Genomic DNA, 22703 nt, shown 5'->3' on the forward strand with positions numbered 1-22703 from the left:
GCTATGCCAAACATTGTCTTATGCCGCATTGATGAACGCCTGATCCACGGACAGGTGGGCGTGCAGTGGGTGGGGTTTGCGGGGGCAAACCTGGTGCTGGTGGCAAATGACGAGGTTGCAGACGATCCGGTTCAACAAAACCTGATGGAAATGGTGCTCGCGGAAGGGATCGCCGTGCGTTTCTGGTCGCTGCAAAAAACGATCGACAATATTCACCGCGCCGCTGACCGCCAGAAAATCCTGCTGGTCTGCAAATCACCCGCCGATTTTCTGAAGCTGGTTGAAGGCGGCGTGCCCATCACCCGTATCAATGTCGGAAACATGCACTACGCCAGTGGCAAACAGCAAATTGCCAAAACGGTCTCTGTCGACGCGAACGATATCGCTGCGTTCAACGGCCTGAAAGCGGCCGGGGTGGAATGCTTTGTTCAGGGCGTCCCAACAGAGACCGCTTTGGATCTCTTTAAACTGCTTTGAGGGATTCACAATGGAAATCAGTCTGTTGCAGGCATTCGCGCTGGGGCTTCTTGCCTTTATCGCGGGCCTGGATATGTTTAACGGCTTAACACACATGCACCGCCCGGTGGTGCTTGGTCCTCTGGTCGGCCTGATACTGGGCGATCTGCATACCGGGATCCTGACCGGCGGTACCTTAGAGCTGGTCTGGATGGGTCTGGCGCCGCTGGCGGGCGCGCAGCCGCCAAACGTGATTATCGGCACCATCGTCGGCACCACGTTTGCCATCACCACGGGCGTGAAGCCGGATGTCGCCGTTGGGGTCGCGGTGCCGTTTGCCGTGGCGGTGCAGATGGGTATCACCTTCCTCTTCTCCGTGATGTCCGGCGTGATGTCACGCTGCGATCGCATGGCGGCCAACGCGGACACCGACGGCATAGAGCGAGTCAACTATCTGGCGCTGCTGGCGCTCGGCATTTTTTATTTCCTGTGCGCGTTTCTGCCCATCTACTTTGGCGCTGAACACGCGAAAACCGCCATTGCTATCCTGCCGGAGCGTCTGATTGACGGTCTCGGCGTCGCGGGCGGCATCATGCCAGCGATCGGCTTCGCCGTGCTGCTGAAGATCATGATGAAAAACGTCTACATCCCTTACTTCATTATCGGTTTTGTCGCCGCGGCCTGGCTGAAGCTTCCGGTACTGGCGATTGCCGCAGCGGCGCTGGCGATGGCGCTGATCGACCTGCTGCGTAAATCGCCTGAACCGACGGCGCCCGCGGCCCAGAAAGAGGAATTTGAAGATGGCATCTAATCAAACCACCCTGCCGGGCGCGTCTGTCAGTGAAGAGACGCTGCTGAGCGGCGTGAATGAAAACATCTATGAAGACCAGACCATTGGCGCGGAGCTGACCAAAAAAGACATTAACCGCGTGGCCTGGCGCTCCATGCTGCTGCAGGCCTCGTTTAACTATGAACGTATGCAGGCCTCCGGCTGGCTGTACGGGCTGCTGCCCGCGCTGAAAAAGATCCACACCAATAAGCGGGACCTGGCGCGGGCGATGAAAGGTCATATGGGCTTCTTTAACACCCATCCGTTTCTGGTGACCTTCGTTATCGGCATTATTCTGGCAATGGAGCGTTCCAAGCAGGATGTAAACAGCATTCAGAGCACCAAAATTGCGGTCGGTGCCCCGCTCGGAGGCATTGGTGACGCCATGTTCTGGCTGACCCTGTTACCCATCTGCGGCGGTATTGGTGCCAGCCTGGCGCTGCAAGGCTCCATTCTTGGCGCGGTAGTTTTTATCGTGCTGTTCAACGTGGTGCATCTCGGCCTGCGCTTTGGCCTGGCGCACTACGCATACCGAATGGGCGTTGCCGCCATTCCGCTGATCAAAGCCAACACCAAAAAGGTCGGCCACGCGGCCTCTATTGTCGGGATGACGGTGATCGGCGCGCTGGTGGCGACCTACGTCCGACTCAATACGACGCTTGAAATTAAGGCGGGTGATGCCGTCGTCAAACTGCAGGCCGACGTTATCGACAAGCTGATGCCCGCGTTCTTGCCGCTGGTCTACACCCTGACCATGTTCTGGCTGGTGCGCCGCGGCTGGAGCCCGCTGCGGCTGATCGGTATCACCGTACTGCTGGGCGTTGTCGGTAAATTCTGTCACTTCCTGTAAAAGCAAAGAGGTTGCGATGTTAGGCATAATTTTGACGGGTCACGGCGGCTTTGCCAGCGGGCTTGAACAGGCGATGAGGCAGATCCTTGGCGAGCAGCCGCAGTTTATCGCCATCGATTTTCCGGAAACCTCCACCACTGTCAGGCTGACAGCTCAGCTAACGCAGGCGGTGAGTGAACTGGATCCAGAGCAGGATATTATTTTCCTGACCGACCTTCTCGGCGGCACGCCGTTTCGCCTGGCCTCGACGCTCGCGATGAAAAGACCGGGTAGCGAAGTGATTACCGGCACCAACCTGCAGCTTTTGCTGGAAATGGTGCTGGAACGTGACGGATTAAGTAGCGAAGCGTTTCGTCTGCAGGCACTGGAGTGCGGCCACCGCGGCCTGACCAGCCTCGTAGACGAGCTGGGACGCTGTCGCGAGGAAGCCCCCGCAGAGGAAGGAATATGAGCCAGCTGCTGCGCGCAAGGCGGGTGCTTACCGAAGAGGGATGGCGGGATGACCACCAGCTACGCATTGAAAACGGCGTGATAGCGGCGATCGAGCCTATCCCGACGGGCGTGGCGTCGCGCGATGCGGAACTGCTGTGCCCGGCGTATATCGATACGCACGTCCACGGCGGCGCGGGCGTGGACGTAATGGATGATGCGCCTGACGTGCTGGATACTCTGGCAATGCATAAAGCGCGCGAAGGCGTGGGCGCCTTTTTACCCACCACCGTCACCGCGCCGCTGGAGGCTATCCACGGCGCGCTCGCGCGAATCGCCCGACGCTGTCAGTCGGGCGGCCCCGGCGCGCAGATCCTGGGCAGCTATCTGGAAGGGCCGTACTTTACGCCGCAGAACAAAGGGGCGCATCCGCCGGACCTGTTCAGGGAGCTGGATATCGCCGAGCTGGAAAGGTTGATTGACGTTTCACTGCGTACGTTACGGGTGGTGGCGCTGGCGCCGGAAAAACCCGGCGCGCTGCTGGCGATTCGCCATCTTAAACAGCGCGGGATATGCGTGATGCTGGGCCACAGCGCCGCTACGTTCGATCAAACCCTCGCCGCGTTTGACGCGGGTGCCGATGGGCTGGTGCACTGCTATAACGGCATGACGGGGCTGCACCACAGGGAACCCGGCATGGTCGGCGCCGGGCTGACGGACAAACGGGCGTGGCTGGAGCTGATTGCCGACTGCCACCACGTTCATCCGGGAGCCATGCGATTATGCCGTTGCTGCGCGAAAGAACGCCTGGTACTGATCACCGATGCCATGCAGGCGGCCGGTATGCCGGACGGTCGGTATACGCTCTGTGGTGAAGCGGTCACGATGCAAAACGGCGTGGTTCGAACCGGCTCCGGCGGGCTGGCCGGGAGCACGCTCTCGCTGGATGCCGCCGTACGCAATATGGTGGAACATACAGGCATTACTGCCGAAGACGCCATTCATATGGCCTCGCTGCATCCCGCCCGCCTTCTGGGCGTGGATAACCAACTCGGTTCGCTAGCGCCGGGTAAACGCGCGAATCTCAACGCGCTGGACGGGGGTTTACACCTCCAGCAAATCTGGATTCAGGGTCAGGCTCTCCCCCTTTAGCCCTTTCATTGTGTCTCCTGTTGGCCTTACGGCACCCGATCGTAAGGCCTTTCTTTTCCTTTCCTTTAATCTGCCGCTACCTTTCACGATCACACTTTTCGTTTTATTTCTTTTCTTTCATTGAAGTTTCGATTTCTTTTCTATAGATTTTATTTAACTGCTTAAGTGAACAAGTGAAACGAAACGAAAGATAGCGACACGATTGCCAGCGTCTGATGTGGAATTCACACGACTAAGGACTGAGTTATGCCACAAACCACTACCGCCGCGACAACCGGCACCTGGACCGAAGAAGAGATCCGCCAGCAGCCTGCCAGCTGGATCCGCTCGCTCAACAATATCGATAGCCTGCGCGCGTCGATCGACAGCTTCCTGACGCCGCTGCTGCGCAAGCACGATCTGCGGATCGTCCTGACCGGCGCGGGCACGTCCGCGTTTATCGGCGATATCATTGCGCCATGGCTTGCGAGCCACACCGGGAAAACTATCTCCGCCGTCCCGACCACTGACCTGGTCACAAACCCGATGGACTACTTCAGCCCTGCGCATCCGCTGCTGCTGGTTTCGTTTGCCCGCTCCGGCAACAGCCCGGAAAGCGTCGCGGCCGTTGAGCTGGCCAATCAGTTCGTACCGGAGTGCTACCACCTGTCGATCACCTGCAACGAGGCAGGGAGCCTGTACCAGACGGCCGTCGAAAGCGATAACGCATATGCCCTGCTGATGCCTGCCGAAACGCACGATCGCGGGTTCGCGATGACCAGCAGCATCACCACCATGATGGCGAGCTGTCTGGCCGTATTCGCCCCGGAGACGATCAACAGTCAAACCTTCCGCGACGTGGCCGATCGCTGTCAGGCGATCCTCTCCTCGCTCGGCGATTTCAGTCACGGCGTCTTTGGCAATGAGCCGTGGAAACGGATCGTGTATCTGGGAAGCGGCGGCCTGCAGGGGGCGGCGCGCGAATCAGCGCTGAAGGTGCTGGAGCTGACGGCGGGCAAGCTGGCGGCGTTTTACGATTCCCCGACGGGCTTCCGTCACGGGCCGAAATCTCTGGTCGACAACGAAACGCTGGTGGTGGTGTTCATCTCCAGCCATCCGTATACGCGTCAGTACGATCTGGATCTGCTGGCCGAACTGCGCCGCGATCGCCAGGCCCTGCGCGTCATCGCCATCGCCGCTGAAAACGATCCGATCATTGAAGCGGGTCCGCACATTCTGCTGCCGCCTTCACGACCGTTTATCGATATGGAACAGGCGTTCTGCTTCCTGATCTATGCCCAGGTCTTTGCACTTACCCAGTCGCTCAGCGTGGGCAATACGCCCGATACGCCATCCGCCAGCGGGACGGTCAACCGCGTAGTGCAGGGCGTTGTTATCCATCCGTGGCAGGCTTAAGAGGATCTGATTATGAGTATTATCTCAACGAAATATCTTCTGCAGGACGCACAGGCAAAAGGCTATGCCGTTCCGGCGTTCAACATCCACAACGCGGAGACGATCCAGGCGATCCTCGAAGCGTGCAGCGAAATGCGATCGCCGGTGATCCTCGCGGGTACGCCGGGCACCTTTAAGCACATCGCGCTGGAAGAGATCTACGCCCTGTGCAGCGCGTACTCCCTCACCTACGACATGCCGCTGGCGCTGCACCTCGATCACCACGAATCGCTGGACGATATTCGCCGCAAGGTCAACGCGGGCGTGCGCAGCGCGATGATCGACGGCAGCCACTATCCGTTTGAACAGAACGTGCAGCTGGTGAAGTCGGTGGTCGATTTCTGCCACCTCAACGACTGCAGCGTCGAAGCCGAGCTGGGCCGCCTGGGCGGCGTGGAAGATGACATGAGCGTTGATGCGGAAAGCGCGTTTCTCACCGATCCGCAGGAGGCGAAACGCTTCGTCGAACTGACCGGCGTCGACAGCCTTGCCGTCGCCATCGGCACCGCACACGGCCTGTATACCAAACGTCCGAAAATCGACTTCCAGCGGCTGGCGGAAATTCGCGAAGTGGTCACCGTGCCGCTGGTACTGCACGGCGCGAGCGATGTGCCGGATGAGTTTGTTCGCCGCACCATCGAGCTGGGCGTGTGCAAAGTCAACGTGGCAACCGAGCTGAAAATCGCCTTTTCTGACGCGGTGAAAGCCTGGTTTGCCGAAAACCCGCAGGGCAACGATCCGCGCTTCTACATGCGGGTCGGCATGGACGCCATGAAAGAGGTGGTCAGAAGCAAAATCACCGTTTGCGGCTCCGCAAACCGGCTGCTGCTTCCTGCTGAAGCCTGATTCCATCGCGCATCACGTCAATACCTAAAAAATAACTATAAGCCTCGCAAATATGAAGGCGCGTCCTTAAGCCGGACAGCGCCTTCCATTATCCTAAAAATCCGAGGAGTCCCAACATGACACAGGAAAAGTCGTTTAAATCGAAAGCGTGGGAATTTTTCCAAAGCCTGGGAAAGACATTTATGTTCCCGGTCTCCCTGCTGGCCTTTATGGGGCTGCTGCTGGGTATCGGCAGCTCCGTCACCAGCCCTTCCACCATTAAAAGTTTTCCCTTTCTGGGCGGCGAGTTAACGCAGCTGACCTTTGGCTTTATCGCCATGGTGGGCGGCTTCGCCTTTACCTATTTGCCGCTGATGTTCGCCATGGCGATCCCGATGGGTCTTGCCAAACGCAACAAGGCCGTGGGCGCTTTTGCCGGGTTCGTTGGCTATATGCTGATGAACATGAGCATCAACTACTACCTGACCGCCACCCACCAGCTTGCCGACGCCGCCACCATGAGACAGGTAGGACAATCGATCGTGCTGGGGATCCAGACCCTGGAGATGGGCGTGCTGGGCGGCATCGTGGTCGGGGTAATCACTTACTTCCTGCATGAGCGTTTTCAGGACACCGTGTTACACGATGCCTTTGCCTTTTTCAGCGGCATTCGTTTTGTGCCCATCATTACCGCACTCACGCTGTCGCTGGTCGGGCTGTTTATCCCGCTGCTGTGGGAATACGTGGCGCTGGGGATTGCCGGCATCGGCCATATTATCCAGAGCACCAGCGTCTTTGGCCCCTTCCTTTATGGCGTGGGCGTGCTGCTGCTTAAACCCTTCGGCCTGCACCATATTCTGCTGGCGATGGTGCGCTTCACGCCGGCAGGCGGCATTGAGATGGTCAACGGCCTTGAAGTGGCCGGCGCGCTGAACATCTTCTACGCCGAGCTGAAAGCCGGACTGCCGTTTAGCCCGCACGTTACCGCGTTTCTGTCACAAGGGTTTATGCCGACCTTTATCTTTGGCTTACCCGCCGTGGCGTACGCCATCTACCGCACCGCCCGTCCGGAGAACCGCCCGGTGATTAAGGGGCTGCTGCTTTCCGGCGTGCTGGTGTCCGTCGTCACCGGTATTTCAGAGCCGATTGAGTTCCTGTTCCTGTTTATCGCCCCTGCGCTCTACGCCTTCCATATCGTGATGTCGGGCCTGGCGCTGATGGTGATGGCACTGCTCGGCGTCACCATCGGCAACACCGACGGCGGGATTTTGGATCTGCTGATCTTCGGCGTGATGCAGGGGATGTCGACCAAATGGTATCTACTGTTCCCGGTCGGTATTGCCTGGTTTGCCATCTACTTCGTCGTCTTCCGCTGGTACATCCTCAAACACGATATCAAGACGCCGGGACGTGAAGTGGACGCGCAGGCTGCGCAGCAGGCCGTCGAAGCCAACACCCGCGCGCGTGGAAAATCGAAATACGATCATGGACTTATCCTGCGCGCGCTCGGTGGCAAAGAGAACATCGAGTCGCTCGACAACTGCATCACCCGCCTTCGTCTGGTGGTGAAAGAGATGGGCCTTATCGATCAGCAGGCGCTGAAGGCGGCAGGCGCCCTGTCGGTGGTGGTGCTGGATGCTCACAGCGTACAGGTGATCATCGGCCCGCAGGTGCAGAGCGTCAAAACCGGCATTGAAGCCTTAATTTAACAGGGGGTCGTTGTGTTTGATTTCGACAAAATCATCGAGCGTAAAAGCGATAAGTGCCGTAAATGGGACCATGCGTTTGTTTGCTCGCGCTTTGGTGATGTTCCGCAGGGGTTTATCCCGCTGTGGATCGCCGATATGGATTTCACCTCGCCGCCCGCCGTTATTGAAGGCTTCCGGCGCATCGTGGAGCACGGCACCTTTGGCTATACCTGGTGCTTCGACGAATTTTACGACGCGACGATCGCCTTCCAGCGCACGCGTCATCAGGTTGAGGTGGAGAAGTCGTGGATCACCCTGACCTACGGCACCGTCTCCACGCTGCACTACACGGTTCAGGCGTTCTGCCAGCCTGGCGACAGCGTGATGATGAATACGCCGGTCTACGATCCGTTTGCGATGGCAGCACAGCGCCAGGGCGTGCGGGTGCTTGCAAATCCGCTGAGCGTGAAGGAAAACCGCTATCAGCTGGATTTTAATCTGGTTGAAGATCAGCTCAAAACCCACCGTCCCAAACTGTGGTTCTTCTGCTCGCCGCATAATCCCTCGGGCCGAATCTGGCGCGCGGATGAGATACGCCAGGTGTCCGATCTCTGTAAGCGCTACGGCACGATTCTTGTCGTCGATGAAGTTCATGCCGAGCACATTCTGGACGGTACATTCGTCAGCTGTCTGGCTTCGGGCTGTGCCGCCCAAGACAACCTGATCGTGCTGACGTCACCCAATAAAGCCTTCAACCTGGGCGGGCTGAAAACGTCTTATTCGATGATCCCGGACGATTCGCTGCGCCAGCGCTTCCGCCAGCAGCTGGAGAAGAACTCAATTACCTCACCCAATATGTTCGGCGTATGGGGGATTATCCTCGCCTATCAGCACGGCCTGCCATGGCTCGACGCGCTGAACGGGTATCTGCAAGGGAATGCGCGCTATCTTGCAGACGCTATTCAGACTCACTTCCCGGCGTGGAAGATGATGAACCCGGAATCCTCGTATCTGGCCTGGATAGACGTGAGCGCCGACGAGCGCAGCACCACAGCGTTGACCCAACATTTCGCCCAACAGGCCGGTGTCGTGATTGAAGACGGCAGCCACTACGTGCAAAACGGCGAAAACTACCTGCGGATTAACTTCGGCACCCAGCGCTACTGGCTGGAGCAATCCATCAACCGCATGCTGAAGCATTACTGATTAGGATCTTAACCGATGAAAAAAGTACTCACGCTCTCGCTGCTGGCTCTCGCTGTTTCACATGGTGCGGCAGCAGCGAACTACGCGCTCAATAACGACAATATTGCCCTCTCGTTTGATGATGCAAATGCAGCGGTGGTAGTGAAGGACAGCAAGGCTAACCATCCGCTCACGCCGCAGGAGCTGTTCTTTCTGACGCTGCCGGATGAGACAAAAATCCACACCGCTGATTTCACCATCAAGCACGTCGAAAAGCGGGACAACGCGATTGTCATCGACTTTACCCATCCGGACTTTAACGTAACGGTGAAGCTGAATCTGGTGAAGGGGAAATACGCCAGCATCGACTACACCGTTGCCGCAGTCGGCCAGCCGCGAGACGTGGCGAAAATCACCTTCTTCCCGACGAAAAAGCAGTCACAGGCACCGTATGTTGACGGGGCGATCAACAGCTCGCCGATCGTTGCTGATTCGTTCTTTATTCTTCCAGATAAACCGATCGTGAATACTTACGCCTATGAAGCGACGACCAACCTCAACGTAGAGTTAAAAACGCCGATTCAGCCCGCAACGCCGGTCAGCTATACCACATACTTCGGTACCTTCCCGGAAATCAGCCAGCTGCGCCGCAGCGTAAACCAGTTTATTAATGCCGTGCGTCCGCGTCCGTATAAGCCCTACCTGCACTACAACAGCTGGATGGATATTGGCTTCTTTACCCCCTATTCCGAACAGGACGTGCTGGGGCGGATGGACGAATGGAATAAGGAATTTATCACCGGACGCGGCGTGGCGCTGGACGCCTTCCTGCTGGACGACGGCTGGGACGACCTTACCGGGCGCTGGCTGTTTGGCCCGGCATTCAGCAACGGTTTTGGCAAGGTACGGGAAAAAGCCGACAGCCTGCACAGCTCGGTCGGGCTGTGGCTCTCACCGTGGGGAGGGTATAACAAACCGCGTGACGTTCGCGTCTCGCATGCAAAAGAATATGGGTTCGAAACCGTCGACGGGAAGCTGGCCCTGTCAGGGCCTAACTACTTTAAAAACTTCAATGAGCAGATCGTTAAGCTTATCAAGAACGAGCATATTACCTCATTCAAGCTGGACGGGATGGGTAACGCCAACGCGCATATCCCGGGCAGCCCGTTCGCCTCGGATTTTGACGCCTCCATCGCTCTGCTGCATAACATGCGCAGCGCCAACCCGAATCTGTTTATCAACCTGACGACCGGCACCAACGCCAGTCCGTCCTGGCTGTTCTATGCGGATTCCATCTGGCGTCAGGGTGATGACATCAACCTGTACGGTCGCGGCACGCCGGTGCAGCAGTGGATGACCTACCGCGATGCCGAAACGTACCGCTCCATTGTGCGCAAAGGCCCGCTGTTTCCGCTGAACTCGCTGATGTACCACGGCATCGTCAGCGCTGAGAATGCCTATTACGGGCTGGAGAAGGTGCAAACGGACAGTGATTTTGCCGATCAGGTCTGGAGCTACTTCGCCACCGGCACCCAGTTGCAGGAACTGTATATCACCCCTTCAATGCTGAACAAGGCGAAATGGGATACACTGGCGCAGGCCGCAAAATGGTCGCGTGACAATGCCAGCGTGCTGGTGGATACGCACTGGATTGGCGGAGACCCGACGGCGCTGCAGGTTTACGGCTGGGCTTCGTGGAGTAAAGAGAAAGCCATACTCGGCTTGCGTAACCCGTCGGATAAGCCGCAAAGCTACTACCTGGATTTGACGCGAGATTTCGAAATCCCGACAGGAGACGCGGTGCAGTTTAGTCTGAAAGGGATGTATGGCCGTAATTCAACCGTACCGGAGGCGTACAAAAACGCCGTGGTGATTACGCTGCAACCGCTGGAAATGCTGGTGTTTGAGGCGATACCAGGTAAATAAGTCGTGTTCAGCTGGCAGGTTATGCCATGACCTGCCAGCTTCCGCCTTTCCTTGCCCCGATGCGTTTCAATTTACCTTTTGTTTGCAAAGAATGGAGATATCGCTCCGCGGTACGGGAAGTCACGCCCAGTACAGAGGCCAACATTACCGCAGTCAATTGCGGTTGAACGGTAAGAAGCTCAAGGATTGCCTTTTCTTTTTCCGACAATTCTTCCGACATTTTTTCCGACATGACGGACGACATACTGATTCCTTCCCGCAACGCTTCCGCCATATTTTGCAGCATGAATTCAACAAATACCGTGCAATCACTGGCCCGATCGCACTGCCCTAAAATCTGGTAATAGCGCGCTTGCTGGAAGTGAATGAGTGTCTCAACGGGCAGCCATGCCAGTTCTGCGCGCCACTGGCTTAAGATCAACGTTTGCCACAGCCGCCCCATGCGGCCATTTCCGTCCGAAAAGGGATGAATAAACTCAAACTCGTAATGAAATACTGAACTGGCAATCAGCGGATGAAGATCGGTTTGCTTAAGCCAGGTGAGAAGCTCGCCGATAAGGCGATTTATCTGCGAGGCTGGCGGAGCCATGTGAACTAACTGATTTCCACGATATACCCCTACACCGCCATTCCTGAGCTTGCCGGGTTGTTCGACCAGCCCAATCATTAATAATCGGTGCGCACTCAGTAAGTCATTGAGCTTCCAGGGCTTCCATTCGGGCAACTTCTCATATGCCAGGATAGCGTTGCGTACTTCCTGAATATCTTTTTCGGGAGCAAGCACGCGCTTGCCCTCCATAATTGCCGTCACCTGGCCTGTCGTCAGCGAGTTGTGTTCAATCGCTAACGAGGCCTGAATAGTTCGAATACGGTTCTCTTTACGGAGAAGCGGAGATGTTCGACCTGAATGTGCCGCCCAATGTCCTAATAGCTCACCAATCTCAACCACCTGATTGAGGATAAAGGGTGTGATGGTAAAAGGAGGCTGATAGCGGCTCATTTGGCTTACTCCCCCTGCTGCTCCAGCGCATACTTATACAGCGCATTTTTCTTCACGCCGTGAATCTCTGCTGCTAATGCCGCCGCTTTCTTCAGCGGCAGTTCGGCCTGCAGCAAGGCCAGCGTGCGCAGCGCATCAGCAGGCAGGGCATCCTCTTCCGCCCTATGCCCTTCGACAATCAGCACCATTTCGCCTTTGCGGCGGTTTTCGTCTTCCTTCACCCACGCCAGCAGTTCACCGACTGGCGCGCCGTGAATGGTTTCCCAGGTTTTGGTCAGCTCGCGCGCCAGCACCACGTAGCGGCCTTCCCCCCAGACGGTCACCATATCTTCCAGGCTTTCCAGCAGGCGGTGAGTGGATTCGTAGAAGATCAGGGTGCGCGGTTCCGCTTCCAGCTCTTTTAAGACGTCGCGGCGGCCTTTAGATTTGGCAGGGAGGAAGCCTTCATAGCAGAAACGGTCAGACGGCAAACCTGCGGCGCTCAATGCAGCAATAGCGGCGCACGGTCCCGGCAGCGGCACAACGCGAATCCCGGCTTCGCGACAGGTGCGCACCAGATGGTAGCCAGGATCGTTAATCAGCGGCGTCCCGGCGTCAGAGACCAGCGCGATGTTCTGCCCCTCTTTGAGCTTCGCCACCAGCGTTTCGGCTTTTTGTTGCTCATTGTGATCGTGCAGGGCAAACAAACGGGCGTTAATCGCGAAATGTTGCAGAAGTAAACCGGTGTGTCGGGTGTCTTCAGCGGCAATTAAATCAACAGCTTGCAATACGTTCAGCGCACGTTGGGTAATATCAGACAAATTCCCGATAGGAGTAGGTACAATATAAAGCTGGCCTTGAGAATTATCTGCCGTTTCGTGTTGTTTCATTGTTTCGTCCGTATTGCCGATTTAATATTGAGCATTGCGTAAAAAAATCACTGGATACAGTATGGTACCGTTAACGTTTCTTCGAAAAAAAGCCACGCGCAGCGTGCCGCTGCTGCTCGCAGCCCTGATTTTTGCAGGCTGTGGCACCCAGGCACCTGACCAGAGCACCGCCCATCTTCAGGGCTCCGCTCAGGCTGATTCTGGCTTTTATCTGCAACAAATGTCGCAGAGTACAAATGATACCAGGATCAACTGGCAATTACTCGCCATTCGTGCACTGCTGAAAGAGGGCAAAACCCAGCAGGCTGCCGAGCTGTTCGGCCAACTGCCGAAAGAGCTTAACGATACTCAGCAACTTGAGCAGAGCCTGCTCTCTGCCGAGCTGAAGGTCGCGCAGAAAGATTATGATGGCGCGAAAAAGATCCTGGGGAGCATCGACCTGAGCGCGCTGGATAAAAACCAGCAGGCGCGCTTCTGGCAGGCGGGCATTACCGCTGAGCAGGGGCGCCCTTCCCTGACGCTCCTGCGTGCCTTGATTGCCCAGGAGCCGCTGCTCGCCGGTGCCGACAAGCAGAAAAACATTGATGCCACCTGGCAGGCGCTTGCCTCGATGACCCAGGATCAGGCAAAGGCGCTGGTCATTAACGCGGACGAAAACGTGCTTCAGGGCTGGCTTGATCTGCAGCAGATGTGGTTTAACAACCGCAGCGATCCAAAAATGCTGAAAGCCGGTATTACCGACTGGCAGACCCGTTACCCGCAGAACCCGGGCGCAAAAATGCTGCCAACCCAACTGGTGAATGTGCAGAACTTTAAGCCTGCGTCGACAAGCAAAATTGCGCTGCTTCTGCCGCTGAATGGCCAGGCGGCAGTGTTTGGCCGTACGATTCAACAGGGCTTTGAAGCGGCGAAAAACGGCACCACGCCGGTAACGGGCAGTGCGGTTCCGGTGCAGGCAGCGCAGGCGGCCAACGTGAACGACGTTGTCAGCCCCTCTGCCGCCGAGACCAGTGACCTGACCACCGCACAAACCCCGGCGCAGGGTACAATGCAAAATCCGGTTACCGCACCGACTACCCCTCCAGCGACGGCAGCACCGGCAGCACAGGCTCCGGTTGAGGCACAAGCGACGCCTGCACCAGAGGCTACGGCAGAACAGCCTCAACAGCAGCCGGCACAACCAGCATCACAACCTGCCGCTCAGCCGCAGGCCGTGGCGACCGCCAGCGCGAATCCTGGCGCTGAGCTGAAAATCTACGACACCAGTTCGAAGCCGCTTGACCAGGTGCTGGCGCAGGTTCAGCAGGACGGGGCAAGCATCGTTGTCGGCCCGCTGCTGAAAAACAACGTGGAAGAGCTGATGAAGAGCAATACCACGTTGAACGTACTGGCGCTCAACCAGCCGGAACAGGTTCAGAACCGGGCCAATATTTGCTACTTCGCACTCTCTCCGGAAGATGAAGCCCGCGATGCGGCGCGTCATATCCACGAGCAGGGTAAACAGGCCCCGCTGCTGCTGATCCCGCGCAGTACGCTGGGCGATCGCGTGGCTAATGCTTTTGCCGACGAGTGGCAGAAGCTGGGCGGCGGCATCGTGCTGCAGCAGAAATTCGGTTCCGTCTCTGAACTGCGTGCGGGCGTTAACGGTGGAGCGGGTATCGCGCTTAACGGCAGTCCGGTTTCCGCCAGCCTGCCGCAGCAGCAGAGCGTGACCATTGGCGGCCTGACCATCCCTGCCCCGCCAACCGACGCGCAGATAAGCGGTGGTGGTAAAGTGGATGCGGCCTATATCGTTGCCACGCCGCAGGAGATCGCCTTTATCAAGCCGATGATCGCGATGCGTAACGGCAGCCAGAGCGGTGCAACGCTCTACGCCAGCTCCCGCAGCGCACAGGGCACCGCAGGCCCGGATTTCCGTCTGGAAATGGACGGCCTGCAGTACAGCGAAATCCCGATGCTGGCGGGCAGCAACCCGGCGCTGATGCAGCAGGCGCTAAGCTCCGTACGTAACGACTATTCGCTGGCGCGTCTGTATGCGATGGGTGTTGATGCGTGGGCGCTGGCAAACCACTTTACCCAGATGCGTCAGGTGCCGGGCTTTGAACTTAACGGCAACACCGGCGATCTGACAGCCACTCAGGACTGTGTGATTAACAGGAAGTTATCATGGCTCAAATACCAGCAGGGGCAAATCGTCCCGGCCAGTTAAGCCGTAAAGAGACCGGCGATGCGTGGGAGTTAAAAGCGCGTCGCTGGCTCGAAGGCAAAGGACTGCGCTTTATCGCCGCCAACGTCCGCGGGCGCGGCGGCGAAATTGATCTGATCATGAAAGACGGTCAGGTAATTGTGTTTGTAGAAGTCCGCTTTCGACAGTCTTCCCGTTTTGGCGGTGCTGCCGCCAGCGTGACGCTCGCCAAACAACATAAATTATTACAGACTGCCCACTTGTGGCTTGCCCGCCATAATGGGAGCTTTGATACTGTGGATTGCCGTTTCGATGTGATAGCCTTCACCGGAAATGAGATCGAATGGCTTAAAAACGCTTTTGGCGAAGACGCATAATTAAGATTTAAAAGGGATAACGTGCTCGAAAGAATTAAAGTGTGCTTCACAGAAAGCATCCAGACTCAGATTGCCGCGGCGGAAGCCCTTCCGGACGCGATCTCTCGCGCTGCAATGACGCTGGTGCAATCCCTGCTTAACGGCAACAAAATCCTCTGTTGTGGCAACGGAACCTCAGCCGCCAACGCACAGCATTTTGCTGCCAGCATGATTAACCGTTTTGAAACCGAACGCCCGAGTTTACCTGCCATTGCACTTAATACCGATAATGTGGTCTTAACAGCGATTGCTAACGATCGTCTGCATGACGAAATTTACGCAAAGCAGGTGCGCGCCCTGGGGCATGCCGGCGATGTGCTGCTGGCGATCTCCACGCGCGGCAACAGCCGGGACATCGTCAAAGCCGTTGAAGCCGCCGTTACCCGCGACATGACCATCGTCGCCTTAACCGGCTATGACGGCGGTGAGCTGGCGGGTCTGCTCGGGCCGCAGGATGTGGAAATCCGCATTCCGTCTCACCGTAGCGCACGTATCCAGGAGATGCATATGCTCACGGTAAACTGCTTATGCGATTTGATCGATAACACGCTTTTCCCTCACCAGGATGATTAAGGAGTTTTTATGAAGGCTTTATCGACCCTCGCAGTCCTTATGTCTGCATTACTGCTTCAGGGATGTATCGCTGCGGCCGTTGTGGGTACTGCCGCAGTAGGCACCAAAGCGGCGACCGATCCGCGCTCTGTGGGAACGCAGGTGGATGACGGTACGCTGGAGCTGCGGGTCAACAGTGCGCTGTCGAAAGACGAACAAATCAAGAAAGAAGCGCGTATCAACGTGACGGCCTATCAGGGCAAAGTCCTGCTGACGGGTCAGGCACCGAATACCGAACTCTCCAGCCGCGCGAAGCAGATCGCAATGGGCGTTGAGGGCACCACGGAAGTCTTCAATGAAATCCGCCAGGGTCAGCCAATCAGCCTGGGCACCGCGTCGTCTGACACCTGGATCACCACCAAAGTCCGCTCCCAGCTGCTGGGTTCAGACCAGGTGAAATCCTCAAACGTAAAAGTAACGACCGAAAACGGTGAAGTGTTCCTGCTGGGTCTGGTGACCGATCGTGAAGGGAAAGCGGCGGCGGATATCGCCAGCCGGGTGAGCGGCGTGAAGCACGTCACCACCGCGTTTACCTACATTAAGTAATCCACGTCTGACTAAAGGCCCGGTAGGCGCGAGCGCCACCGGGCTTTTTTTACATCAACGCAATACTCCCCACCATCACTCCGCTCAACGCCACCAGCCCCGCCGTCAGCCACAGCGCTTTCGCCGGGAAAGACTTACGCAGCATGATGAGCGACGGCAGGCTGATTGCCGGCAAGGTGATAAGCAGCGCCAGCGCCGGTGCGGTACCCATACCGGCCAGCATCATGGTCTGGACAATCGGAATTTCTGCCGCCGTGGGGATCACAAACAGGCAGCCTGCAACGGCCATCGCAATCACCCACATCAGCGTGTTGTCGATTGCGCCATCCGCATGCGGGAAGAGCCAGACGCGCGCCGCGCCCAGAACCAGTACCGCCAGGATATAGACCGGAATGGTGCTCCAGAAAAGCTGCCACAACGCCTTACCCCAGCGAGCAAAAAAACCGCCCTGCGGTTCGCTGACGTCCAGTTCAACGGCTGCGGGTTCGACGGCAGTATCCTTCACCAGTTTTTGTACCAGCGTCGCCACCACCAGCACCGTCAGCAGCCCGGCAACCAGACGGATAGCGGCAAAATGCCAGCCGAGCACAAAGCCCATAAACACCAGCGTCGCCGGGTTGAGCAGCGGGTTCCCCATCCAGAATGCCAGCGCACCGCCCATGGATACGCGCTGGCGGCGCATACCCGCCGCTACCGGTGCGGCACAGCAGGAGCACATCATGCCCGGCAGAGAGAAAATCGTCCCCAGCAGCGTGCCCTGAAAGCGCGGCTGCCCGAGTGTTTTCACCAGCCAGTTTCGCGGAATAAGTACCTGAATCAGCGATCCCAGGATTACCCCTAAGACGGCAGCTTTCCACACCGCCAGGAAGTAGACCATGGCGTAATCCCATGCCGCCTTCAGCGGGCTGGCATCAGCCTGAGCGAGTATAGATTTACCGATGCTGTGCGTTTCGGCGGCGGTGAAGGCTTTGCCGTAGTACGGCTGCCATTTCACATACCAGAGGCCAATGATGACCACGAGAAAGAAGAGTGCGGGCTTCCACCATTGGACAGGTGTTGCCGCCTGAGATGAAGACTGACCAGTCATACCATTCCCCGGAGAGTGTTATTTAATAAGCCGGAGAAGTTTACGCCTCGCCCTGAGCGATTTCACGCAGTTTTGCCGAAGGGATGATATTGACGCCCTCCTGCGACGGTGCCAGCGCCTCTTTCAGCATCGCCTGCGCGACGTCCCGCGCCTCGATGGACTTCCAGTTACCCGGCAGGATACGAAACAGCGGGGCGAAGAAGGATTCGTTAAAACGCCGTTCGTCGCGGTGGCCCATCAGCATGGAAGGCCGCACGATTGTCAGGCGCTCCCACTTCTGCGCAATCAGCGCCTCTTCCATTTAGCCCTTCACCTGATTGTAAAAAAACGGTGAGCCGGTGCTGGCGCCGTGCGAACTCACCACCAGGAAATGTTTTGCCCCCAGCTTTTTCGCCGTCAGGGCGGTATCCACCACCAGCGTGTAGTCCGCATGGACGAACGCTTCTTTACTGCCCGCCTCACGCCGCGTCGTGCCCAGGCAGCAAAAGGCGATATCTATAGGATCCTGCACCTGCGCCAGCGCGTCGGTGAGCTGGGGATCGTGCGGGTTATAGACGCCGGTGATATCCAACAGCGGGCGGCGCGTCGGGGCGGCAATATAGTTGATATGCCGGTCCTGGATCAGCAGCCGCAGCAGATGTCCCCCCACCAGCCCGGTTGCGCCGGTAATCAGTACCTGACTCATCTTATCCCCTTTACAGAATTGTCCGTTTGCGATCTGGACCTGCTCTACCACACTTAAAAGTCTGTTACCGGTAAGTATTTACCACAAACGGGAAAAAAACAGTCTGAAGCGAAAACAACGGAGGAAGCATGGGTAAAAAAATCGCAGTCTTGATTACCGACGAGTTTGAAGATTCAGAATTTACGTCGCCAGCTGAGGCATTCCGCAAGGCAGGCCACGAGGTCATCACCATTGAGAAAGAAGCGGGTAAAACCGTGAAGGGCCACAAGGGCGAAGCCAGCGTGACCATCGATGAGTCCATCGATAACGTCAGCCCGTCAGATTTCGACGCCCTGCTGTTACCAGGCGGCCATTCACCGGATTCCCTGCGCGGGGACGAGCGTTTCGTCACCTTTACCCGTGACTTCGTCGGCACCGGCAAGCCGGTCTTTGCCATCTGCCACGGCCCGCAGCTGCTGATCAGCGCTGAAGTGGTCCGCGGGCGTAAGCTTACGGCGGTGAAACCGATCGTTATCGATCTGAAAAACGCAGGGGCCGAGTTTTACGATCAGGAGGTGGTCAACGATAACGACCAGCTGATCACCAGCCGTACGCCGGACGATCTCCCGGCGTTTAACCGCGAAGCGCTACGCCTGCTCGGCGCGTAGCCAGTGAAGCTTTTTGCCAAAGCCCAAGGTGTTGTCGGTAAATTTCAGCTCATCAACGCGGATTTCCCACACCGGGGCTTTTAGCGCAGCAGCAACCGGGAAGCGGCGCGTGTAGCGTTTACGCTGTGCGTCGCTTTCTTCACCTTCCAGACGACGAATCTCACCCTTGAACTGCACGCCGCGGATCAGCGCGACCGTTTTCGGCTGACCGTTTACCGTGCCCGCCACTTTTGCCTGCTGGCCGGTCATCTGGGCATGCCGCGTTTTGTCCTCACTCATGACGTAAAAAGCGACGCGTTCAGGATCGTAGTAGTAAAAGGCGTTGGCGCACCACATTTCGCCCTCGCTATATACGCACCAGGTCACGACATGCTGCTTTGCCAGCCAGCGGTTAATGGCGGCCAGTGTTTCCATTTTCGCTCTCTCTCATGCTATGGTGCGTTCACCTTAACATACTGAATCTGTTTACCGTGTGCTGGTTTCTCTATCTTGTCCGAACCGCTGATAACGCACTCTACACCGGGATCACCACCGATGTGGCGCGGCGTTTTTTACAACATCAAACGGGGAAAGGGGCAAAAGCGCTGCGGGGGAAAGGCGAACTGCAGCTGGCTTTTTCTGCCGCCGTGGGGGACAGATCGCTGGCACTCAGGCTGGAGTACCGTATTAAGCAGCTAACGAAGCGCCAGAAGGAGCGCCTCGTGACCGGAGACGGCTCCTTTGAGGCGCTACGCGAGAGCCTGATTAAAAGCGATTAAAATGGTCGTGGTAGTCCACCAGACCATTTACGCCGTTCAGGGCATCATCCGCCAGGCGATGCACCTGGAAGGCGGATTCGGTACCCGGCCAGCGGCAGCGAAGATCGTAATGCGCGGCCTGCTCGAAGCCTAAACGGCCATAGAACGCCGGATCGCCCAGCGTGACCACGGCGGCATAACCAAACTCATTCAGCGAGTCCAGCCCTTCATAGACCAGCTGGCGCGCCAGGCCCTGCCCGCGGTAGTTTTCATCTACCGCCAGCGGTGCCATGCCCACCCACTGAAGATCTTCACCCTGAACGATCACCGGGCTGAAGGCAACATAGCCGACAACCTGACCTTCGTCATCGGTGGCAACCAGCCCCAGCGTGATCAGGCCGTCTTCACGGAGATCGTGGACCAGTTGGGCTTCCGCGTCGCTCTCAAAAGCGCGGCGTAATAACGCATCGATACCCGGTGCATCAATCCCTATTTCGACTCGAATCAGCATGGCTCACCTACTGAAGTGTGTTTACTGTCCGGCGGGGATTTCAGCCCCGCCTCAACGAAATCTGCCATTTGCATCAACATCACGCGCAGCGCTTTCGGCATCTGCTCCAGCTCAATGGCATCCATTAAATTCTTAACGTACAGGCCAAGCTCCGTGTCGCCCTCAATCACCAGACGGCGCTGGAAGAAGAGTGTGTCCGGGTCCTGCTTACGCGCGGCAATCATCAGCAGGTCGCTGGCGTTGGCGCTAAAGCTCACGTCCGCCTCGGCGGACTCACGAACGATCAGCTGGTCGTTCTCTACGGAGGTAAACCAGCGCAGCCCGATGTCACGCACCTCAATGCTTAACCAGCGCCCTTCCAGAAACTCCAGCTCGCCATCCTGCAGCGCCTGACGGAACTGCCAGCGCAGGACCTGCTCCAGCACCTGGCGTTTAAGCGCGAACGGCGCCAGCCTGACCGGCACGCTCAGCATTGATGGACCGAATTGTACGAGACGTGAACGCAGTTTATCCAGCACGAGCTTTACTCCCTGATAGCTATAGTCCCGCTATTTTGCCACATCCGTTCCAGAACATAGCGGCGTAAATCAACAAACCATCGTCGGACGTATCCCATTATTGGTGCCATCAATACGCCATTAGCTGCCTTAAATCAAAAATTGTCGCGTATGGGTTAATTAAAATCCCAGCTCGTTAACAATTTTGCTATCGACTACATCAGGATAATTTATGGAGCTGCTCTGCCCTGCCGGAAACCTTCCGGCGCTTAAGGCGGCCATCGAGAATGGGGCCGATGCGGTCTATATCGGGCTGAAAGATGACACCAACGCCCGCCATTTTGCTGGCCTTAACTTTACGGAGAAAAAGCTTCAGGAAGCCGTTAACTTCGTTCATCAGCACCGCCGCAAGCTGCATATTGCCATCAACACGTTTGCCCATCCTGACGGTTACGCCCGCTGGCAGCGCGCGGTGGACATGGCAGCACAGCTGGGCGCCGATGCGTTAATCCTGGCCGACCTCGCCATGCTTGAGTATGCGGCAGAACGCTATCCGCATATTGAGCGCCACGTCTCTGTTCAGGCATCTGCCACCAACGAAGAGGCGGTGCGTTTTTACCATCAACACTTTGACGTCGCTCGCGTGGTGCTGCCGCGCGTGCTCTCTATTCATCAGGTTAAGCAACTCGCGCGCGTCACGCCAGTGCCGCTGGAGGTTTTTGCCTTTGGTAGTCTGTGCATCATGGCCGAAGGCCGTTGCTATCTTTCTTCTTACTTAACCGGTGAATCGCCGAATACCGTCGGGGCCTGCTCCCCTGCCCGCTTCGTCCGCTGGCAGCAGACCCCGCAGGGGCTGGAGTCGCGTCTGAATGAAGTTCTGATCGACCGCTATCAGGACGGTGAAAACGCGGGTTATCCGACGCTGTGCAAAGGCCGCTACCTGGTCGACGGCGAGCGCTACCACGCGCTGGAAGAGCCCACCAGCCTTAACACGCTGGAGCTGCTGCCGGAGCTGCTGGCCGCCAATATTGCCTCGGTGAAAATTGAAGGTCGCCAGCGCAGTCCGGCCTATGTGAGCCAGGTGGCGAAAGTGTGGCGTCAGGCCATCGACCGCTGCATGGCGGACCCGCAGAACTACGCCCCACAGGCGGCGTGGATGGAGACGCTCGGATCGATGTCCGAAGGCACGCAAACCACGCTGGGCGCGTATCACCGTAAATGGCAGTGAGATAACCATGAAATATTCATTAGGGCCGGTGCTCTACTACTGGCCAAAAGAGACGCTGGAAGATTTTTACCAACAGGCCGCCACCAGCAGCGCCGATGTAATTTACCTCGGTGAAGCAGTATGCAGCAAACGCCGCGCCACCAAAGTGGGCGACTGGCTGGAGATGGCGAAAAGCCTGGCCGGGAGCGGCAAGCAGGTGGTGCTGTCAACGCTCGCGCTGGTGCAGGCTTCGTCCGAACTGGGCGAGCTGAAGCGCTACGTCGAAAACGGTGAGTTTCTGCTGGAAGCGAGCGACCTGGGGGTAGTGAACATGTGCGCCGAACGCAGGCTGCCGTTTGTCGCAGGCCATGCGCTGAACTGCTATAACGCCGTCACCCTGCGCCTGCTGCTCAAACAGGGAATGACCCGCTGGTGCATGCCGGTGGAGCTCTCCCGTGACTGGCTGGCAAACCTGCTGAATCAGTGCGACGAGCTGGGCATTCGCCATCAGTTCGAAGTGGAAGTGCTGAGCTACGGTCATCTGCCGCTGGCCTACTCTGCCCGCTGCTTCACCGCGCGATCGGAAGACCGCCCGAAAGATGAATGTGAAACCTGCTGCATCAAGTACCCGAACGGGCGCAGCATGCTGTCGCAGGAGAACCAGCAGGTGTTTGTCCTGAACGGCATTCAGACCATGAGCGGTTACGTCTATAACCTCGGCAACGAGCTGGCGTCGATGGACGGGCTGGTGGACATGGTGCGCCTGTCGCCGCTGGATACCAGCGTTTTCGCGATGCTGGACGCCTTCCGCGCTAACGAAAACGGCGCGTCGCCGCTGCCGCTGGCGGCAAACAGCGACTGCAACGGTTACTGGAAACGTCTGGCCGGGCTGGAACTTCAGGCCTAAAAAAGGCTCACTTTGTTAACAAC

The 22703-nt window shown here is 57.4% G+C and carries 24 protein-coding genes and 1 pseudogene; 18 read left to right on the forward strand and 7 right to left on the reverse strand.

The window, feature by feature from the left end:
- Positions 1 to 3 precede the first annotated feature (3 nt).
- From agaV to IM273_RS00475, 10 genes are all read left to right on the forward strand, one after another.
- On the forward strand, positions 4 to 477 hold the full coding sequence (agaV, locus tag IM273_RS00430; RefSeq protein WP_061096976.1) for a PTS N-acetylgalactosamine transporter subunit IIB: 474 nt from the start codon (positions 4 to 6) through the stop codon (positions 475 to 477).
- Between the two features lie 10 nt (positions 478 to 487).
- Positions 488 to 1267, forward strand: coding sequence for a PTS N-acetylgalactosamine transporter subunit IIC (agaW, locus tag IM273_RS00435; protein ID WP_028014525.1), 780 nt, complete (start codon positions 488 to 490; stop codon positions 1265 to 1267).
- Positions 1257 to 2135 carry a PTS N-acetylgalactosamine transporter subunit IID gene (agaE, locus tag IM273_RS00440; RefSeq protein WP_193050515.1) on the forward strand — a complete coding sequence of 293 codons (879 nt, stop codon included), beginning with the start codon at positions 1257 to 1259 and terminating at the stop codon, positions 2133 to 2135. The genes agaW and agaE overlap by 11 nt, the downstream gene beginning before the upstream one ends.
- 16 nt (positions 2136 to 2151) lie before the next feature.
- Positions 2152 to 2586 (forward strand): PTS galactosamine/N-acetylgalactosamine transporter subunit IIA, encoded by a 435-nt coding sequence (gene agaF, locus IM273_RS00445; RefSeq protein WP_193050513.1) that lies wholly within the window; start codon positions 2152 to 2154, stop codon positions 2584 to 2586.
- Positions 2583 to 3716 (forward strand): N-acetylglucosamine-6-phosphate deacetylase, encoded by a 1134-nt coding sequence (gene nagA / locus IM273_RS00450; RefSeq protein ID WP_193050511.1) that lies wholly within the window; start codon positions 2583 to 2585, stop codon positions 3714 to 3716. The genes agaF and nagA overlap by 4 nt, the downstream gene beginning before the upstream one ends.
- 246 nt (positions 3717 to 3962) lie before the next feature.
- Positions 3963 to 5111, forward strand: a complete 1149-nt coding sequence (locus IM273_RS00455; protein WP_126327084.1) for an SIS domain-containing protein — start codon at positions 3963 to 3965, stop codon at positions 5109 to 5111.
- A gap of 12 nt (positions 5112 to 5123) precedes the next feature.
- The gene (gene kbaY / locus IM273_RS00460; protein WP_126327083.1) at positions 5124 to 5996 is read left to right on the forward strand and encodes a tagatose-bisphosphate aldolase subunit KbaY; all 873 of its coding nucleotides are present in this window, start codon (positions 5124 to 5126) and stop codon (positions 5994 to 5996) included.
- A 116-nt stretch (positions 5997 to 6112) separates the two neighbouring features.
- Positions 6113 to 7684 (forward strand): maltose/glucose-specific PTS transporter subunit IIBC, encoded by a 1572-nt coding sequence (gene malX, locus IM273_RS00465; protein WP_193050509.1) that lies wholly within the window; start codon positions 6113 to 6115, stop codon positions 7682 to 7684.
- Between the two features lie 12 nt (positions 7685 to 7696).
- A complete protein-coding gene (locus IM273_RS00470; RefSeq protein ID WP_193050507.1) occupies positions 7697 to 8869 on the forward strand; it encodes a PatB family C-S lyase in 1173 nt (390 codons plus the stop codon).
- Positions 8870 to 8884: 15 nt separating this feature from the next.
- A complete protein-coding gene (locus IM273_RS00475) occupies positions 8885 to 10774 on the forward strand; it encodes an enterotoxin (RefSeq protein WP_193050505.1) in 1890 nt (629 codons plus the stop codon).
- A gap of 19 nt (positions 10775 to 10793) precedes the next feature.
- On the opposite strand, the gene IM273_RS00480 is transcribed toward IM273_RS00475, so the two are convergent.
- Both IM273_RS00480 and rsmI read right to left on the reverse strand, forming a co-directional pair.
- Entirely contained in the window at positions 10794 to 11774 is a 981-nt protein-coding gene (locus IM273_RS00480; protein ID WP_045260084.1) for a Fic family protein, read from the reverse strand.
- Between the two features lie 5 nt (positions 11775 to 11779).
- Positions 11780 to 12643 (reverse strand): 16S rRNA (cytidine(1402)-2'-O)-methyltransferase, encoded by an 864-nt coding sequence (gene rsmI / locus IM273_RS00485; protein WP_041907909.1) that lies wholly within the window; start codon positions 12641 to 12643, stop codon positions 11780 to 11782.
- A gap of 61 nt (positions 12644 to 12704) precedes the next feature.
- On the opposite strand from rsmI, the gene IM273_RS00490 reads away from it, so the two are divergent.
- Genes IM273_RS00490 through dolP form a run of 4 tightly spaced genes read left to right on the forward strand, consistent with a single transcriptional unit; the run spans position 12705 to position 16402 of the window.
- On the forward strand, positions 12705 to 14852 hold the full coding sequence (locus IM273_RS00490) for a penicillin-binding protein activator (protein ID WP_193050503.1): 2148 nt from the start codon (positions 12705 to 12707) through the stop codon (positions 14850 to 14852).
- Positions 14810 to 15205 (forward strand): YraN family protein, encoded by a 396-nt coding sequence (locus IM273_RS00495; protein ID WP_028014533.1) that lies wholly within the window; start codon positions 14810 to 14812, stop codon positions 15203 to 15205. The genes IM273_RS00490 and IM273_RS00495 overlap by 43 nt, the downstream gene beginning before the upstream one ends.
- 21 nt (positions 15206 to 15226) lie before the next feature.
- Positions 15227 to 15817 carry a DnaA initiator-associating protein DiaA gene (gene diaA, locus IM273_RS00500; RefSeq protein ID WP_003861754.1) on the forward strand — a complete coding sequence of 197 codons (591 nt, stop codon included), beginning with the start codon at positions 15227 to 15229 and terminating at the stop codon, positions 15815 to 15817.
- Between the two features lie 9 nt (positions 15818 to 15826).
- Positions 15827 to 16402 (forward strand): division/outer membrane stress-associated lipid-binding lipoprotein, encoded by a 576-nt coding sequence (gene dolP / locus IM273_RS00505; protein ID WP_028014534.1) that lies wholly within the window; start codon positions 15827 to 15829, stop codon positions 16400 to 16402.
- Positions 16403 to 16451: 49 nt separating this feature from the next.
- Here the strand turns inward: dolP and IM273_RS00510 are convergent, their stop codons facing one another.
- Together IM273_RS00510 and IM273_RS00515 are read right to left on the reverse strand one after the other, a co-directional pair.
- Positions 16452 to 17489: a permease gene (locus IM273_RS00510; protein ID WP_193050501.1), complete on the reverse strand. Its 1038-nt coding sequence runs from the start codon at positions 17487 to 17489 to the stop codon at positions 16452 to 16454.
- Between the two features lie 40 nt (positions 17490 to 17529).
- Positions 17530 to 18174 (reverse strand): annotated as a pseudogene (locus IM273_RS00515) (NAD(P)H-binding protein).
- 128 nt (positions 18175 to 18302) lie between these two features.
- Here IM273_RS00515 and IM273_RS00520 point away from each other — a divergent pair.
- The gene (locus tag IM273_RS00520; protein ID WP_028014537.1) at positions 18303 to 18821 is read left to right on the forward strand and encodes a type 1 glutamine amidotransferase domain-containing protein; all 519 of its coding nucleotides are present in this window, start codon (positions 18303 to 18305) and stop codon (positions 18819 to 18821) included.
- Here IM273_RS00520 and IM273_RS00525 read toward each other — a convergent pair.
- Entirely contained in the window at positions 18801 to 19235 is a 435-nt protein-coding gene (locus IM273_RS00525) for a YhbP family protein (protein ID WP_047364709.1), read from the reverse strand. The two genes, IM273_RS00520 and IM273_RS00525, sit on opposite strands and share 21 nt — an antisense overlap.
- A gap of 14 nt (positions 19236 to 19249) precedes the next feature.
- Between IM273_RS00525 and IM273_RS00530 the strand changes: the two genes are divergently transcribed.
- Complete coding sequence (locus tag IM273_RS00530; protein WP_045260079.1) at positions 19250 to 19579, forward strand: GIY-YIG nuclease family protein; 330 nt, start codon at positions 19250 to 19252, stop codon at positions 19577 to 19579.
- Here IM273_RS00530 and IM273_RS00535 read toward each other — a convergent pair.
- Both IM273_RS00535 and IM273_RS00540 read right to left on the reverse strand, forming a co-directional pair.
- Positions 19566 to 20069: a GNAT family N-acetyltransferase gene (locus IM273_RS00535; protein WP_028014540.1), complete on the reverse strand. Its 504-nt coding sequence runs from the start codon at positions 20067 to 20069 to the stop codon at positions 19566 to 19568. The genes IM273_RS00530 and IM273_RS00535 overlap by 14 nt on opposite strands.
- A complete protein-coding gene (locus IM273_RS00540; protein ID WP_193050499.1) occupies positions 20063 to 20587 on the reverse strand; it encodes an SCP2 domain-containing protein in 525 nt (174 codons plus the stop codon). Before IM273_RS00540 ends, IM273_RS00535 begins: the two co-directional genes overlap by 7 nt.
- Positions 20588 to 20798: 211 nt before the next feature.
- On the opposite strand from IM273_RS00540, the gene IM273_RS00545 reads away from it, so the two are divergent.
- Positions 20799 to 21794 carry a peptidase U32 family protein gene (locus IM273_RS00545; RefSeq protein ID WP_014885366.1) on the forward strand — a complete coding sequence of 332 codons (996 nt, stop codon included), beginning with the start codon at positions 20799 to 20801 and terminating at the stop codon, positions 21792 to 21794.
- Positions 21795 to 21801: 7 nt separating this feature from the next.
- Positions 21802 to 22680 carry a U32 family peptidase gene (locus IM273_RS00550; protein ID WP_041907896.1) on the forward strand — a complete coding sequence of 293 codons (879 nt, stop codon included), beginning with the start codon at positions 21802 to 21804 and terminating at the stop codon, positions 22678 to 22680.
- The last annotated feature ends 23 nt before the right edge of the window (positions 22681 to 22703 follow it).

Origin of the sequence: Enterobacter cloacae complex sp. P13B, from assembly GCF_014895915.1 — a bacterium.
Taxonomy (GTDB): domain Bacteria; phylum Pseudomonadota; class Gammaproteobacteria; order Enterobacterales; family Enterobacteriaceae; genus Enterobacter; species Enterobacter bugandensis.